Here is a 14,672-nt window from a genome sequence, read left to right as displayed (position 1 = left end):
GATCGAATGCAGAAACAGGCCCTGGCCCCCTATGCCTGCAACCCGGCGTTCAGCCGGGGGCGGCGTTTCCCGGAGGCGCCTGCGCCCACGCGCAGCGACTTCCAGCGCGACCGGGACCGCATCGTCCATTCCTCGGCCTTCCGGCGCCTGGTCTACAAGACCCAGGTCTTCGTCAACCATGAGGGCGACCTGTTCCGCACCCGCCTGACGCACTCGCTGGAAGTGGCCCAGCTGGGCCGCTCGGTGGCCCGATCGCTGCAACTTGACGAAGATCTGGTCGAGGCCATCTGTCTGGCCCACGACCTGGGCCACACCCCCTTCGGCCATGCGGGCCAGGATGCGCTCAATGCCTGCATGCAGCCGCATGGCGGCTTCGAGCACAACCTGCAAAGCCTGCGCGTGGTGGACCGGCTGGAAGAGCGCTATCCAGCCTTTGACGGCCTGAACCTGAGCTTCGAGACGCGCGAGGGCGTTCTCAAGCACTGCTCGCGCACCAATGCCGAGCACCTGGAGGCGCGCGAGCCCGGCGGGGTGGCGCAGCGTTTTCTGCTGGGCCGGCAGCCTTCGCTGGAGGCCCAGCTGTGCAACCTGGCCGATGCCATTGCCTACAACGCCCATGACGTGGACGATGGCGTGCGCTCCGGCCTGATCACCATGCCCCAGCTGTGCGAGGCTGTTCCCCTGTTCGCGCGCTATCACGACGCAACACTGGCCGAGCATCCTCAACTGGGCATGCCCCTGGCCGAGCGGCGCCTGCTGTACGAAAGCATCCGCCGCATGCTCAGCGATCAGGTCTATGACGTGATCGCCGCCACGCAGCAGCGCATTGCGCAGGCGCGGCCCTGTTCGGTGGACGAGGTGCGCGCCCAGCCTGGCCCTCTGGTGGGCTTCAGCGATACCATGAGGCAGCAGTCGCAGCAGCTCAAGCAATTCCTGTTCCGCAATCTCTACCGCCATGAGCAGGTGGTGAAGACCATGGAAGGCGCGCAGCAGGTGGTGGCCGAGCTGTTTGCGGCCTACATGGTCGAGCCCGACCGCATGAAGCCGCGCTTCGTGCAGCGGGCCATGCTGGCCGAGGACGTATCGGCGCGTGCGCGGGTGGTGGCCGACTTCATCGCCGGGATGACGGACCGCTACGCGGCCCGCGAGCATGAGCTGCTGACAGGCCTGCGCCTGCTGGGCTGAGAAATCCGAGCAACGGCGTCGCCGGGGCGGCGCGGCTAGAATGCGGACCCTGCGTGACAGGGCAGGGAAGGGTTCCTGGACGGTTTCGCAATGTCTGGGGGCGCAGTGCCCCCGTTCGCATTTTTGAAGGGCACAGCCATGACCGATACCAACCACGAGATTCGCGCGGCCGAGTTTCCGCCTGTCACCGTGATCGAGGATACGGTGCACTGGCTCGAAAAGGCCGTGATCGGCCTGAACCTGTGCCCCTTCGCCAAGGGCGTGCACATCAAGGGCCAGATCCACTACACGGTCAGCCAGGCCACCGACGCCGAAGGCGTGGCGGCAGACCTGCACCGCGAGCTGGAAGCCCTGGCCGAGGCCTCCCCGGACAAGCGCGACACCACGCTGCTGATCCTGCCGCACGCATTGCAGGACTTCCTGGACTTCAACGACTTTCTCGAAGTGGCCGACGCCATGGTCGAGGAGCTGGACCTGGGCGGCATCCTGCAGGTGGCCTCGTTCCACCCGCAGTTCCAGTTCGAGGGCACCGAAGCCGACGACGTCACCAACTGCACCAACCGCTCTCCCTATCCCACGCTGCACCTGCTGCGCGAGGACAGCATAGACAAGGCGGTCGAGGTGTTCCCCGAAGCCGAATCCATCTACGAGCGCAACATGGAGACGCTGGAGAAGATCGGCATCGAAGGCTGGCTGGACCTGGGTGTGGGCGCGCGCTGCCCTATGGCGCACGCAGCCAAGCCGGACGCTGCCGAATGAAGGCGCGCCAGGGCAAGCCTGCCGCAAAGCCCGAGCAGGATGTGACCGCGCAGCTGGGCCTCAAGCCCGGCCAGTCCATTGAACTGCTCAAGGCACTGCATATCCTCACGCGCGAAGGCAAGATCAACCAGGATTCGCGCCGCAAGCTCAAGCAGGTCTACCACCTCTACCAGTTCATCGCGCCCATCCTCGAAGAACTGTCGGCCGACGGCCATGCGGTCACCCTGGCCGACCACGGCGCCGGCAAGTCCTACCTGGGATTCATCCTCTACGACCTGTATTTCAAGCCGCTGGGGCGCGGCCATATCTACGGCATAGAAACGCGCGCGCCGCTGGTGGAGGCTTCGCAGAAGCTGGCCGCCGAGCTGGGCTTCGACCGCATGGGCTTCCTCAACATGTCGGTGGCCGAATCCACGCATGCCGACTTCATGCCTGCGCAATTCGACGTGGTCACGGCCCTGCATGCCTGCGACACCGCCACCGACGATGCCATCGCCTTCGGCCTGGAGAAAAAGGCCAAGGCCATGGTGCTGGTGCCCTGCTGCCAGGCCGAGGTCGCTGCCTGCCTGCGCCAGACCAAGGCGCTGAGCCTGACGCGCACGCCGCTGGCCGAACTGTGGCGCCATCCCATACACACGCGCGAAATGGGCAGCCAGCTCACCAACGTGCTGCGCTGCCTGTACCTGGAAGCCTGCGGTTACCAGGTCACCGTGACCGAGCTGGTCGGCTGGGAGCACAGCATGAAGAACGAGCTGATCATTGCGCGTTACACGGGGCAGAAAAAGCGCAGTGCGGTTGAGCGCATGCGCGCCATCCTGGCGGAGTTCGGCCTGCAGGATGCGATGGCACAGCGCTATCCGCTGCTGCAGGCGGCCTGAGCCGGCTGCCTGCAGCAGTCTCAGACCCCCGCCACGGCGTGGTACCAGGCGATGCCATCGGCATCAATGCTGCGCTCCACCTGCCCTGCATGCATCAAATGATTCAGGCAGGCCAGGCTTTCGCCCGTGGCCATGCCCAGCAGGGCTGGGCTGGATTCGCTGATGGGGCGTGAGAACAGGGCGCCGAAGACATCGACGGCGCGACGCGGCTCGGCCAGGGCTGCCAGCAGCCGGTCGCTGGCACGCTCCTGGCCTGCCACCAGCGAATCGATGCGCGCATGCAGGCCGCGAAAGCAATCGCCGTGCGCGGGCAGGACGAGCACATCGTCGGGCACTTCGCGCCTGACCTTTTCCAGAGACTCCATCCAGTCGGCCATGGGGTTGGCGTCGGGTTCCATGGGGTGGACCGAGACGTTGGACGAGATGCGCGGCAGCACCTGGTCGCCCGAGATCAGCAGCTTGAGATCGGGGCAGTACAGGCTGGCGTGCTCGGGCGAGTGGCCGCTGCCGACCACCACGCGCCACAGGTGTTTTCCTATGCGCAGTTCCTCTCCATCGTGCAGGCGGCGGTAGCTGTCGGGCAGGGCATGGATGTGCTTGCCGAAGTTGCCGAAGCGGGCGCGGTAGGACTCCAGTGCGCTGTCGCTCCAGCCTGCGCGGCGGTAGAAGGCGATGGCGTCGGGCGGGGCCTCGCGGCTGCAGTCCGAGACCACGACGCGACAGTTGAGGTACTCCAGGCGCGTCATGTACAGGGGCACATGGAACTTGCGCGTCAGCCATCCGGCCAGGCCCACATGGTCGGGGTGCATGTGGGTGACGAAGACGCGCGTCAGCGAGCGGCCATCGGTGGATTGGGAGAACAGCGCGCGCCAGGTGGCCACGCCTTCGTCGGTGCGCGCACCCGTATCGACGATGGCCCAGCCCTGGCCGTCATCGATGGCCCAGAGATTGATGTGGTCCAGCGCATAGGGCAGGGGCATGCGCAGCCAGAGCACGCCGGGCGCCACCTCCAGCGTCTGCCCGTGCTGCGGCGGCGCCTCGAACGGGTAGTCGAGCACCGGCCTGGGCGGCGCTTCCGGGGCCTGCGAGGCGATCGGGTCTTGGGCTGTCTGGTTCATGGGGTTCCTTGTTCCGTCGCTGGGTTGGCCGCAATGCTATCCGGCCCTCAGCGCCTTGCCTGCAACGATACGCCTGCCGGCCTGGGCTGACTGTCACTGGCTCGTCACGGGCTGTTCCTACAGTGCACAAATCAATCAACAGGGGGAGGGCGCGGCCTTGCCGCGGGGTCCCCTGCCTACAGAGGGATATCCGCATGAAACTGAAGATGTTGTGCAGCGCGCTGGCCGGTGCGTCGCTGCTGTTGAGCGCCTGTGGCGGCAGCGATGGATCGTCCGCTGCCACCCCGACCAAGAACGTGCTGTTCTTCCTGGGTGACGGCATGGGCATCACCACCATGACCGCCGCGCGCATCTACAGCGTGGGCGAAGACGGTGAGCTGACCATGGACAAGCTGCCCGAGACGGCCTTCGTCCACACCTTCTCGAACGACGCCCAGGTGACGGACAGCGCACCCTCGATGGCCGCCTACATGACCGGCGTGAAGATGAACAACGAAGTCATCTCCATGACGCCCGACACCAAGGCCACGGATGCCAGCGGCAAGGCCTATCACACCAACTACGACAGCACCTGCCCCAGCGGCAACGGCCAGGCCGTTCCCACGCTGCTCGAGCAGATGAAGTCCGCCGGCTACGGCACGGGCGTGGTCTCCACCGCGCGCATCACGCATGCCACGCCGGCAACCACCTATTCGCATGTCTGCCACCGCGATGCGGAGAACACCATCGCCGCGGCCCTGGTGCCCGGCGGATCCGGCTACAACAGCAAGCTCGGCGACGGCGTGGACGTGATCCTGGGCGGTGGCTCGTACTACTTCACGCCCAAGGCCGACGGCGGCCGCCGCAACGACAGCCGCAACCTGATCGCCGAGTTCAAGACGCAAAAGTACAGCTACGCCGCCAACAAGAGCGAGTTCGACAAGCTGCCCGTGGACGGCAGCAAGATCGCCGGCCTGTTCACCAAGGACCACATGGCCTATGACCTGGACCGCGATGCGACCAAGGAACCGAGCCTGGCCGAGATGACGGGCAAGGCCATCGACGCGCTGTCGGCCAAGAAGAAGGGCTTCTTCCTGATGGTGGAAGGCGGCCGCATCGACCATGCACTGCACGCCACCAACGCGCGCCGCGCGCTGCAGGATACCGTGGCCTTCGACAACGCCATCCAGACCGCGCTGGACAAGATGGCCAAGCTCGATCCGGGCCTGAAGAACACGCTGATCGTCGTCACAGCCGACCATGACCACACGCTGCACCTGAACGGCTATGCCGCGCGCACCGGCAAGACCGAGGCCGGCAAGCCCGGCGTGCTGGGCCTGGTCAAGAACTACGTGGACGGCAAGGCCTCCACCGATGTGGACGGCAATCCCTACACCATCCTGGGCTTCGGCAACGGTCCCAAGCGCCTGGCCACGCGGGGTCCCATCGACGCGGCCACGCTGGAGAGCCCCGACTACCTGCAGGAGGCCGTGGTGCCCCTGGCCTCCGAAACCCACGGCGGCGGCGACGTGTTCCTGGGGGCTCAAGGCATGGGTGCCGATACGTTCTCGGGCGTGATCGACAACACGGCCGTGTTCAACCTGATCAAGAAGAGCATCGGCTTGTGATGCCGCACGCTGCATTCAAGGCACTCAAGGAATTCCACATGCATCCGATCCTCCAAAAGACCTCCCTCGCCCTGGCGGCGGCCGGCGCGCTGGCGCTGCTGGCGCCTGCAGCCCATGCGGCTGGCGAGGCCAAGAACGTCATCTTCTTCCTTGGCGACGGCATGGGCCCGGTCACCGTGACCGCCGCGCGCATCTACAAGGGTGAAAAGCAGCTGGCCGAAAAGGCCGGCTCCCTGGCCAGCAGCGAACGCGCCACGCTGACCATGCAGTCCCTGCCCTACGCCAGCCGCATCAAGACCTTCTCGCGCGATGGCCAGACCACGGACAGCGCGCCCTCGATGGCCGCCTACATGACCGGCGTGAAGATGAACAACGAAGTCATCTCCATGTCGGCCGAGACCATGGCCTACGCGGCCAACGGCCAGCAGTACATCAACGGCGAGGACACCACCTGCCCGGCCGGCAACGGCCAGCCCGCGCAGACCCTGCTGGAGCTGTCCAAGGCCAAGGGCCGCGCCGTGGGCGCCATCTCCACCACGCGCGTGGGCCATGCCACGCCTGCGGCCACCTATGCCCATATCTGCAACCGCAATGGCTACAACAGCATTGCCGAGCAGTCCGTGCCCGGCCATGCCAACTACAACGCCAGGCTGGGCGACGGCATCGACGTGCTCATGGGTGGCGGCCAGCGCAACTACCTGCCCAAGTCGGTCAACCCCAGCAGCAAGCGCACGGACACGGCCAACCTCGTGGACATGATGAAGGCCAAGGGCTACGCCTATGTTGCCAAGGGCAGCGAGCTGGCGGCCCTGGACGCGACCAAGGCGCCCAAGCTGCTGGGCCTGTTCACGCAAAGCGAAATGGCCTACGAGCTGGACCGCGTCAAGCAAAGGCTGGATGAGCCCAGCCTGTCCGACATGACCGGCAAGGCGCTGGACGTGCTCAGCCGCAATGACAAGGGCTTCTTCCTGATGGTGGAAGGCGGCCGCATCGACCACGCACTGCACGGCACCAATGCCAAGCGTGCGCTGGAAGACACGCTGGCCTTCGACCGCGCCATCGAGACCGCCATGGCCTACATGGAAAAGAAGGATCCGGGCCTGAAGAACACGCTGATCGTCGTCACCGCCGATCACGACCACAACATGGTGTTCAACGGCTACTCCAGGATCGGCAACCCCATCCTGGGCAAGGTGCAGGACTACCAGAGCGGCCAGATGGCCAAGGCCCAGGACGGCAAGCCCTACACCACGCTGGCCTTCGGCAATGGCGGACGTCCCAACGCCACGGCCTCCAGCCAGGTCAATGCCGAAGATGGCAACAAGCCCTGGATCGCGCCCACGCGCGGCGCTGAGCGCCAGGACCTCAGCGGCGTGGACACCACGGACGACAACTACCTGCAGGAGGTGGGCCTGAACCTGGGCACGCCGGGCTCCGAGACCCATGGCGGCGGCGACGTGATGCTGTTCGCCGGCGGCGCGGGCGCCAGGATCTTCAAGGGCACGATGGACAACACCAAGGTGTTCTCCAAGGTCCGCGAAGCCGCTGGCCTGTAATTGTTTTCTCCTTCGTTGGCTGCTTGCCAACCCCTGGCCGGAGCCGTGGCGCATGCGTGTGCCCGGCCCCGGTTTTTTCGCATTGGCTGGATTCCATGACGCTTTCCCTTCCGGCGCCGCGCGCGGCGCGCCCCATCTACGCGGCCGCGCTGCTGGCCTGTTCCGTCTCCGCAGCATGGGCCGCCGAGCCGGCCAAGGCGGCGGCACCCGTATCCACGGCCGCAGTCCCTGCGGATTCCGTGGCGCGCACCACGGCCGCCGTACAGGCCACGCCCGAGGCCGACCTGCGCATCACCTACGAAGCCATGAGCGTGGGCAGCGACGGCGTGCAGCGCAGCAGCGTCTATACCAACCGCGTCTACCGCCGCAAGGCCCAGCTATGGATAGAGCGGGAAATGCCCGCCGCCCTGCGCCAGAGCCAGGAGCACGGCCATGACCACGCCCACGGCCCGCACGCCGGCCACGCCCATGACGAAGCCCGCGCCGCACCCCTGTCCATCCGCCGCGCCGATGACGGCAAGGTGGGCGTGGAAGTCATCCTGGCCAAGCTGCGCCGCGTCATCAGCGTGGACCTGGCCCACCACGGCAACGTGGGCTACGGCGGCTCCTTCGACAACGTGTACTGGATCGTGCCTCCCACCGCGCTGCAGGGCATGGAGCGCGTGGGCAAGCCGCACAACGGCGTGCAGCGCTACCGCGGCAAGGCAGGCGAGCAGACCACTGTCATCGACTGGGACGTGGCCAACCAGTTCGCCCGCCGCGTGGAGCGCAGCGACTCCCACGGCACCGAGCGCATCGTCGTCACCGCCACCAAGCTGCCCGCACCGCTGGCCCAGCCCTGGAAGGCCATCGAAGGCTACGACAAGGGTGACTACTCCGATCTGCTGGATTGAAATGATTACCCCCTGAGTCGCTTCGCGCCTTCCCCGTTGCACGGCGCCCCTGAAGGGGGACGACACCCTCGGTGCGGGGCGGCGCGGCCGGCTCAGGCCCTTCCTCGGTGTCCCTGAGTTGGGCCGCGCTCGTTCGTGCGATGTGGGCGGTGCTTAGCAATAGGTCGGTGCTCCAATGAAAAAGAGCTGCACGCAGCAGCTCTTTTATACGGAAACGAAGGTCAGACTTGCGCCCCGGAGTCCTTGACGACCTTGCTCCACTTCGTCGATTCGGCCTTGATGTAGGCGAGGAATTCGGCCGGCGTGTCGATCACGACATCACCTCCCTGGTCGTTGATCTTCTTGACCACGGCCGGATCCTTGAGCACCTTGGCAATGGCCGTGTACAGGCGCTGCTGCACGGCGGCGGGCGTCTTGGCCTGGGTCCACAGGCCGAACCAGGAGGTGGCCTCGTAGCCTGGCACGCCGGCTTCGGCCACGGTGGGCACATCGGGCAGTTCCGGCGAGCGCTTGGCCGTGGTCACGGCGATGGGACGCAGCTTGCCCGAGCGCACATGCTGGATGGCCGAGGGCATGTTGTCGAACATGACGGCGATCTGGTTGCCCAGCAGGTCGGTGATGGCCGGGGCGCTGCCCTTGTAGGGCACGTGCACCATGTCCAGGCCCGTCATGGAGCGGAACAGCTCGCCCGACAGGTGGATGGAGCTGCCGCTGCCCGAGGAGCCGTAGTTCAGCTTGCCGGGGTTGGCACGCGCATAGGCGATCATTTCCTTGACGGTCTTGAACGGCTGGCTGGGGTGGGCTACCAGCAGGTTGGGCACGTTGGCCACGCGCGTCAGGGGCGAGAAGTCCTTGATGGGGTCGAAGCCGGGCTTGGCGTAGAGCGCGGCATTGATGGCATGCGTGCCCACGGTGCCCATGAACAGCGTGTAGCCGTCGGCCGGCGCACGTGCGGCGGCCACGGCGCCGATGTTGCCGCCCGCGCCGGGCTTGTTGTCCACGATCACGGTCTGGCCCAGCTCCTGCTGCAGCGCCTGGGCGACGATGCGCGCCAGGATGTCGGTGGTGCCGCCAGCGGCGAAGGGCACGAGGATGGTGATGGGCTTGCTGGGGAAGCCGTCCTGGGCCAGGGCGGCGGGGCCGGACAGGGCGCCGAGCGCGGTCAGGGATGCGGCGGCCAGCGCCTGCAGGCCACGGCGGCGGGTGAAACGGGTGGTTTGATCAAACATCGAGAGGTCTCCTGATTCGGCAATAAGGTGGATGGCCGGGCCCGGCAACGCCGGGCTGGGCCAGGGCAATGCCCTGTGTGGCGCACGCCTGTGCAGGCGGGCGCTTCCAGTGGTTCTTCTTGAAGGGGGTTGTGCCTGGGAAGGCGTTCGGTCAAACGGTTGGTCCGACGTTCGTTCAGACGGGCGCCACGCCCAGCGTGGTGCCGCCACAGATGTAGAGCACCTGGCCGGTGACGAAGCCGTTGTCGGGCGACAGGAAGAACAGCGCGGCGCGCGCCACGTCTTCCGGTGTGCCCATGCGGCCCACGGCAATGCTGTTGAGGATGCGCTGGGTCTGCGGCGCGCCTTCGGGGTTGCTCTTGGTGAACAGCTCGGTGGCGATGGGGCCGGGGCCCAGGGCATTGACCGTGATGCGGTCGCGGCCCAGCTCCATGGCCAGGGTGCGCGTCAGGCCGATCAGGCCGGCCTTGGTCGCCGAGTAGACGATGCGGTCGGGCTTGCCCAGCGCGGCGCGCGAGGACATGTTCACGATACGGCCCTCGCCGCAGGCACGCAGCGTGGGCAGGAAGGCCTGCACCAGCAGCATGGGCGCGCGCAAGTGCAGTCCCACCACATCGTCCAGATGCCGGGTGCTGGCGTTGTCGATGGTGCCGGGACGCGTGGTGCCCGCGTTGTTGACCAGGGCCACCACGTTGTGCGCGGCGGCAATGCGGGCCGCCGCCTCGGCGGTGGCCTGCTCGCTGGTCAGGTCGGCCTGGTAGCTCACCAGCAGCGGATGGCTCCATTCGGGCAGCACGTAGTCGAGGTTGACCACGGTGCGGCCCTGGGCCAGCAGGGCCTCGGCGATGGCGCGGCCGATGCCGTTGCTGGCGCCGCTGACCACGGTGACGGGTGTCTTGTTGTCCACGGTGCTCATCGCTGTCTCAGACCTTTTCCAGGATCACGGCAATGCCCTGGCCCACGCCGATGCACATGGTGCACAGCGCGTAGCGGCCGCCCAGCGTGTGCAGCTGGTTCACGGCCGTGGTAGCCAGGCGGGCACCGGAGGCGCCCAGCGGATGGCCCAGCGCAATGGCGCCGCCCCATTGGTTAACGCGGCGGTCATCGTCGGCAATACCCAGATCGCGCAGCACGGCCAGGCCCTGCGCGGCGAAGGCTTCGTTCAGCTCGATCACGTCCATCTGCTCCAGCGTCAGGCCGGTCAGGGCCAGCACCTTGCGCACGGCAGGCGCGGGGCCGAAGCCCATGATGCGCGGGGCCACGCCGGCCACGGCCATGCCGACCACGCGGGCGCGGGGCACCAGGTTGTATTGCCTGGCGGCTTCCTCGTTGGCCAGCAGCAGGGCGCAGGCGCCGTCGTTCACGCCGCTGGCATTGCCGGCCGTCACCGTGCCATCCGGGCGCACCACGCCCTTGAGCTTGGCCAGCGCCTCGATGGTGGTGGCGCGCGGATGTTCGTCCTGGCTCACCACGATGGCGTCGCCCTTCTTCTGGGCAATGGACACGGACACGATTTCCTTGGCCAGGTAGCCGGCCGCGATGGCGGCGGCCGCCTTTTGCTGGCTGGCCAGGGCCATGCGGTCCTGGGCTTCGCGCTCGATCCTGAAGTCGTCGGCCACGTTCTCGGCCGTCTCGGGCATGGAGTCCACGCCGTACTGCTGCTTCATCAGCTTGTTGACGAAGCGCCAGCCGATGGTGGTGTCGTACACGGCGTTGCTGCGGCTGAAGGCGCTTTCGGCCTTGGGCATGACGAAGGGGGCGCGGCTCATGCTTTCCACGCCGCCCGCGATCATCAGGCGGGCCTCGCCCGCCTTGATGGCGCGCGCGGCCGTGCCCACGGCGTCCAGGCCCGAACCGCACAGGCGGTTGATGGTGGCGCCCGGCACATCGATGGGCAGGCCGGCCAGCAGGGCGGACATGCGCGCCACGTTGCGGTTGTCTTCGCCGGCCTGGTTGGCGCAGCCGTAGAGCACGTCGGCCACGGCCGTCCAGTCCACGCCGGGGTTGCGCTCCATCAGCGCCTTGATCGGCACGGCGCCGAGGTCATCGGCACGCACCGGGGACAGGGCGCCGCCGTAGCGGCCGAAGGGGGTGCGGATGGCGTCGCAGATGAAGGCCTGGTTGGACTGGCTCATGGTGTCTCCTGGGAAAAGAATGAAGAGGTGCCGGGGTGCGCCGCAGCGCACCCACTGGGGGAGCGGAGGGATCAGGCCGTGGCCGTCGCGTCCTTGATGGGCAGGCCCACGATGGACTGCAGCTCGGCGTGCGAGAGGCCGGGCACGGTGTCGATCAGGCGCAGGCCCTCGGGCGTGCATTCCAGCGTGCACAGGTCGGTGTAGATGCGCTTGACGCAGGACAGGCCCGTGAGCGGATAGCTGCAGGCCTCGACGACCTTGCATTCGCCGGTCTTGGTCAGCAGGTCCATCATCACCCAGGTCTGGCGTGCACCCACGGCCAGGTCCATGGCGCCGCCCACGGCGGGAATGGCACCGGCCTCGCCCGTGCTCCAGTTGGCCAGGTCGCCCGTGGCCGAGACCTGGAAGGCGCCCAGCACGCAGATGTCCAGGTGGCCGCCGCGCATCATGGCGAAGCTGTCGGCATGGTGGAAGTAGCAGCCGCCCGGCAGCAGGGTGACGGGCTGCTTGCCGGCATTGGTCAGGTCATAGTCCTCCTGGCCTTCGGCGGGCGCCGGGCCCATGCCCAGGATGCCGTTCTCGCTTTGCAGGATGACCTCGCGGCCGGCCGGGATGTGGTTGGCCACCTGGGTGGGCATGCCGATGCCCAGGTTGACGTAGGCGCCGTCGAAGATGTCTTCGGCCACGCGCCGGGCCAGCTCTTGCTTGCTGCGTTTCTGGTAGCTGCTCATGCTCTTGCTTTCGGCGGTTGGGGCGCTCATGCGGTTTTCTTGAAGCCGCCGGCCTGGGTGGCCACGCGGTCGATCTTCACGATCTGGCTCACGTAGATGCCGGGCGTGACCACGGCCTCGGGGTCCAGCGCGCCCAGCTCCACGATCTCGTGCACGGTGGCGATCGTGTGCTTGGCCGCCGTGGCCATCACGGGCCCGAAGTTGCGGGCCGACATGCGGTAGGTGAGGTTGCCCCAGCGGTCGCCCTTCTCGGCCTTGACCAGTGCCACGTCGCCGTGGATGGGATGCTCCAGCACATAGTGCTTGCCGTTGATCTCGCGCGTTTCCTTGCCGTTGGCCAGCTCCGTGCCATAGGCCGTGGGGCAGAAGAAGCCGCCGATGCCGGCGCCGGCGGCGCGCAGGCGCTCGGCCAGGTTGCCCTGGGGCACGAGTTCCAGCTCGATCTTGCCGCTGCGGTACAGGTCGTCGAACACCCAGCTGTCCACCTGGCGGGGGAAGCTGCAGATGATCTTGCGCACCTGGCCGCTCTTGAGCAGCGCGGCCAGGCCCTGGTCGCCGTTGCCCGCGTTGTTGTTGACCACGGTCAGCTCGCGTGCGCCCTGGGCGATCAGGCCGTCGATGAGTTCGGTGGGATTGCCCGAGGTGCCGAAGCCCCCGATCAGCACGGTGGAGCCGTCCTGGACGCCCGACAACGCCTCGGCGATGGTGTCGGTGATTTTGTTGATCACTTGCTTGTCTCCGGTATGCAGGCCGCTGGCGCTGCGCTAAAATGTTCGTATGTAGAACAAAAGTTCGCAGAAAGAATTATAGAGCCATGGAAAAAAAAGCCGCTTCCGTAATTTCCACAGGTGGGGTTGAAGAAGAGGGCGGCACGCCGCGCCCCGGCGACAGCTATGTGCAGTCCTTTGCGCGCGGCCTGGGCGTGATCCGCTCGTTCAGCGCCGAGGCGCCCGCGCAGACGCTCAGCGAGGTGGCGGCGCGCACGGGGCTCACGCGCGCCGGGGCCCGGCGCATCCTGCTGACGCTGCAGACGCTGGGCTATGTGAAGAGCGACGGCAAGCTGTTCCAGCTCACGCCGCGCATCATGGAACTGGGCTTTGCCTACCTCAGCTCCACCCCGGTCTGGAACCTGGCCGAGCCCGTGATGGAAAACCTGGTCGACGAGGTCAAGGAGTCCTGCTCGGCTGCCGTGCTCGATGGGGGCGACATCGTCTATGTGCTGCGCGTGCACACCCACAAGATCATGAGCACCAACCTCAGCGTGGGCTCGCGCCTGCCGGCCTGCTGGACCTCGATGGGGCGCGTGCTGCTGGCCGGCGAGAGCGATGAATCCCTGCAGGCCCTGCTGGATGCACGCGAGCGCCGCCAGTTCACGGCGCTGACCGAGCAGAACGACGAGCGCCTGCGCCAGCGCATTCTGGAGGTGCGCGCCCAGGGCTGGGCCCTGGTGGACCAGGAACTGGCCGAAGGCCTGATCTCCATCGCGGCGCCCGTGAAGAACGCGGCAGGGCGCACCGTGGCCGCGCTCAACATCAGCGGCCAGGCCAACCGCAACAGCGCCGAGATGATGCGCGTGCAACTGCTGCCCCGGCTGCTGGCCGCCACGCAGCTGGTGAGCCAGCTGCTGAGGGCCTCGTCGCGTCTTTCCCTGTAAAACGGAGTGTGGCGCAGTGCGGCAGCGCGGGGCGGGGCGCTCCATAATTGCCGCTCCACGCCCTGCACCCGCTTGCCTGCACCCAGCACCATGGCCCGCCTGCCCAGACTCACCATTGCGGATCTGCCGCACCACATCATCCAGCTCGGCAACAACGGCGCGGACATCTTCATCGATGCCCAGGACCGGGAGACCATGCTGGGGCTGCTGCGCGAGATGGCGCGCAGCTGCGAGCTGGCCGTGCATGCCTACGTGCTCCTGCCCAGCCAGTTCCACCTGCTGGCCACGCCGCGCACCGACGATGGCCTGCCCAGGTTCATGCAGGCCGTGGGCCGGCGCTATGTGCGCTACTTCAACGACCGCCACGGCCGCAGCGGCACGCTGTGGGAAGGCCGCTATCGCGGCACGGTGCTGCAGCCCAGCTGGCTGCTGCCCACCATGGTCTTCATGGACGACAGCCCCGTGCGCGCCGGCCTGGTCCAGCGGCCAGCCGACTGGCCCTGGTCCAGCTACGCGCACAACGCCGGCCTGCGCAGCGACGCGCTGATCCAGCCGCATGCCGTGTTCTGGGAACTGGGCAACACCCCGTTTGCGCGCGACGCGGCGTATGTGTCGGCCGTGGAAGAGGGCGTCAGCAGCGATGACGGCGAACGCATCAGCCAGTCGGCGCTGCGGGGCTGGGCGCTGGGCGATGAGCAATTCATTGCCGATTTACAACAGCGCACCGAGCGCCGCGTGACCCGCCAGCGCGCCGGCCGTCCGCCAGGACGGACCAATGAGCGCACCACAACAGTGCGTTAGTACCCACTGATGGCCTGCAAGTGCTTGATTCCTCATCGCAGGCCTCTGTGAAATAAATATGTCCCTTATTAATTTCCGATTTTTTTGTTCTGGAATTAATTGGGATCTGACCCTTATATAAATTTA

At 67.0% G+C, this 14,672-nt stretch carries 14 protein-coding genes; 8 read left to right on the top strand and 6 right to left on the bottom strand.

Features of this window, described 5'->3' with window-relative positions; all coding sequences use genetic code 11:
• The first annotated feature begins 6 nt into the window (after positions 1-6).
• From ACF8O7_RS12585 to ACF8O7_RS12575, 3 genes are all read left to right on the top strand, one after another.
• The gene (locus ACF8O7_RS12585; RefSeq protein WP_034364810.1) at positions 7-1,185 is read left to right on the top strand and encodes a deoxyguanosinetriphosphate triphosphohydrolase; all 1,179 of its coding nucleotides are present in this window, start codon (positions 7-9) and stop codon (positions 1,183-1,185) included.
• A gap of 138 nt (positions 1,186-1,323) precedes the next feature.
• Positions 1,324-1,944, top strand: coding sequence for a DUF1415 domain-containing protein (locus ACF8O7_RS12580; RefSeq protein WP_017406652.1), 621 nt, complete (start codon positions 1,324-1,326; stop codon positions 1,942-1,944).
• Positions 1,941-2,822: an SAM-dependent methyltransferase gene (locus ACF8O7_RS12575; protein ID WP_034364807.1), complete on the top strand. Its 882-nt coding sequence runs from the start codon at positions 1,941-1,943 to the stop codon at positions 2,820-2,822. The genes ACF8O7_RS12580 and ACF8O7_RS12575 overlap by 4 nt, the downstream gene beginning before the upstream one ends.
• Before the next feature lie 20 nt (positions 2,823-2,842).
• On the opposite strand, the gene ACF8O7_RS12570 is transcribed toward ACF8O7_RS12575, so the two are convergent.
• Entirely contained in the window at positions 2,843-3,940 is a 1,098-nt protein-coding gene (locus ACF8O7_RS12570; RefSeq protein WP_126310920.1) for an MBL fold metallo-hydrolase, read from the bottom strand.
• Positions 3,941-4,134: 194 nt separating this feature from the next.
• On the opposite strand from ACF8O7_RS12570, the gene ACF8O7_RS12565 reads away from it, so the two are divergent.
• From ACF8O7_RS12565 to ACF8O7_RS12555, 3 genes are all read left to right on the top strand, one after another.
• The gene (locus ACF8O7_RS12565; RefSeq protein WP_126310919.1) at positions 4,135-5,547 is read left to right on the top strand and encodes an alkaline phosphatase; all 1,413 of its coding nucleotides are present in this window, start codon (positions 4,135-4,137) and stop codon (positions 5,545-5,547) included.
• Between the two features lie 38 nt (positions 5,548-5,585).
• On the top strand, positions 5,586-7,103 hold the full coding sequence (locus ACF8O7_RS12560) for an alkaline phosphatase (protein WP_016445550.1): 1,518 nt from the start codon (positions 5,586-5,588) through the stop codon (positions 7,101-7,103).
• A gap of 95 nt (positions 7,104-7,198) precedes the next feature.
• On the top strand, positions 7,199-7,996 hold the full coding sequence (locus ACF8O7_RS12555) for a hypothetical protein (RefSeq protein ID WP_126310918.1): 798 nt from the start codon (positions 7,199-7,201) through the stop codon (positions 7,994-7,996).
• Positions 7,997-8,217: 221 nt separating this feature from the next.
• Here the strand turns inward: ACF8O7_RS12555 and ACF8O7_RS12550 are convergent, their stop codons facing one another.
• The 5 genes from ACF8O7_RS12550 to ACF8O7_RS12530 all read right to left on the bottom strand — a co-directional run bounded on the left by ACF8O7_RS12550 (position 8,218) and on the right by ACF8O7_RS12530 (position 12,819).
• On the bottom strand, positions 8,218-9,225 hold the full coding sequence (locus tag ACF8O7_RS12550; RefSeq protein ID WP_126310917.1) for a tripartite tricarboxylate transporter substrate binding protein: 1,008 nt from the start codon (positions 9,223-9,225) through the stop codon (positions 8,218-8,220).
• A 175-nt stretch (positions 9,226-9,400) separates the two neighbouring features.
• Complete coding sequence (locus tag ACF8O7_RS12545; protein WP_392443436.1) at positions 9,401-10,141, bottom strand: SDR family NAD(P)-dependent oxidoreductase; 741 nt, start codon at positions 10,139-10,141, stop codon at positions 9,401-9,403.
• 7 nt (positions 10,142-10,148) lie between these two features.
• On the bottom strand, positions 10,149-11,360 hold the full coding sequence (gene pcaF / locus ACF8O7_RS12540) for a 3-oxoadipyl-CoA thiolase (RefSeq protein WP_126310915.1): 1,212 nt from the start codon (positions 11,358-11,360) through the stop codon (positions 10,149-10,151).
• 71 nt (positions 11,361-11,431) lie between these two features.
• A complete protein-coding gene (locus ACF8O7_RS12535) occupies positions 11,432-12,091 on the bottom strand; it encodes a 3-oxoacid CoA-transferase subunit B (RefSeq protein WP_026062883.1) in 660 nt (219 codons plus the stop codon).
• Between the two features lie 26 nt (positions 12,092-12,117).
• The gene (locus ACF8O7_RS12530; RefSeq protein ID WP_012207359.1) at positions 12,118-12,819 is read right to left on the bottom strand and encodes a 3-oxoacid CoA-transferase subunit A; all 702 of its coding nucleotides are present in this window, start codon (positions 12,817-12,819) and stop codon (positions 12,118-12,120) included.
• Positions 12,820-12,905: 86 nt separating this feature from the next.
• On the opposite strand from ACF8O7_RS12530, the gene ACF8O7_RS12525 reads away from it, so the two are divergent.
• Together ACF8O7_RS12525 and ACF8O7_RS12520 are read left to right on the top strand one after the other, a co-directional pair.
• A complete protein-coding gene (locus tag ACF8O7_RS12525; RefSeq protein ID WP_016445554.1) occupies positions 12,906-13,745 on the top strand; it encodes an IclR family transcriptional regulator C-terminal domain-containing protein in 840 nt (279 codons plus the stop codon).
• Between the two features lie 90 nt (positions 13,746-13,835).
• Positions 13,836-14,546, top strand: a complete 711-nt coding sequence (locus ACF8O7_RS12520) for a transposase (RefSeq protein WP_016445555.1) — start codon at positions 13,836-13,838, stop codon at positions 14,544-14,546.
• Positions 14,547-14,672: the final 126 nt, after the last annotated feature.

The organism is Delftia sp. WSY_16, assembly GCF_043104415.1.
GTDB classification, from domain to species: domain Bacteria; phylum Pseudomonadota; class Gammaproteobacteria; order Burkholderiales; family Burkholderiaceae_C; genus Comamonas; species Comamonas tsuruhatensis.
The sequence above is the reverse complement of the archived record's forward strand: the minus strand, read 5'-3'. Positions and strand labels throughout refer to the sequence as shown.

Bases quoted from the DNA above. Each gene is read 5' to 3' on its own strand.
- ACF8O7_RS12585 (WP_034364810.1), top strand. From the start codon at position 7: ATGCAGAAACAGGCCCTGGCCCCCTATGCCTGCAACCCGGCGTTCAGC.
- ACF8O7_RS12580 (WP_017406652.1), top strand. From the start codon at position 1,324: ATGACCGATACCAACCACGAGATTCGCGCGGCCGAGTTTCCGCCTGTC.
- ACF8O7_RS12575 (WP_034364807.1), top strand. From the start codon at position 1,941: ATGAAGGCGCGCCAGGGCAAGCCTGCCGCAAAGCCCGAGCAGGATGTG.
- ACF8O7_RS12570 (WP_126310920.1), bottom strand. From the start codon at position 3,940: ATGAACCAGACAGCCCAAGACCCGATCGCCTCGCAGGCCCCGGAAGCG.
- ACF8O7_RS12565 (WP_126310919.1), top strand. From the start codon at position 4,135: ATGAAACTGAAGATGTTGTGCAGCGCGCTGGCCGGTGCGTCGCTGCTG.
- ACF8O7_RS12560 (WP_016445550.1), top strand. From the start codon at position 5,586: ATGCATCCGATCCTCCAAAAGACCTCCCTCGCCCTGGCGGCGGCCGGC.
- ACF8O7_RS12555 (WP_126310918.1), top strand. From the start codon at position 7,199: ATGACGCTTTCCCTTCCGGCGCCGCGCGCGGCGCGCCCCATCTACGCG.
- ACF8O7_RS12550 (WP_126310917.1), bottom strand. From the start codon at position 9,225: ATGTTTGATCAAACCACCCGTTTCACCCGCCGCCGTGGCCTGCAGGCG.
- ACF8O7_RS12545 (WP_392443436.1), bottom strand. From the start codon at position 10,141: ATGAGCACCGTGGACAACAAGACACCCGTCACCGTGGTCAGCGGCGCC.
- pcaF (WP_126310915.1), bottom strand. From the start codon at position 11,360: ATGAGCCAGTCCAACCAGGCCTTCATCTGCGACGCCATCCGCACCCCC.
- ACF8O7_RS12535 (WP_026062883.1), bottom strand. From the start codon at position 12,091: ATGAGCAGCTACCAGAAACGCAGCAAGCAAGAGCTGGCCCGGCGCGTG.
- ACF8O7_RS12525 (WP_016445554.1), top strand. From the start codon at position 12,906: ATGGAAAAAAAAGCCGCTTCCGTAATTTCCACAGGTGGGGTTGAAGAA.
- ACF8O7_RS12520 (WP_016445555.1), top strand. From the start codon at position 13,836: ATGGCCCGCCTGCCCAGACTCACCATTGCGGATCTGCCGCACCACATC.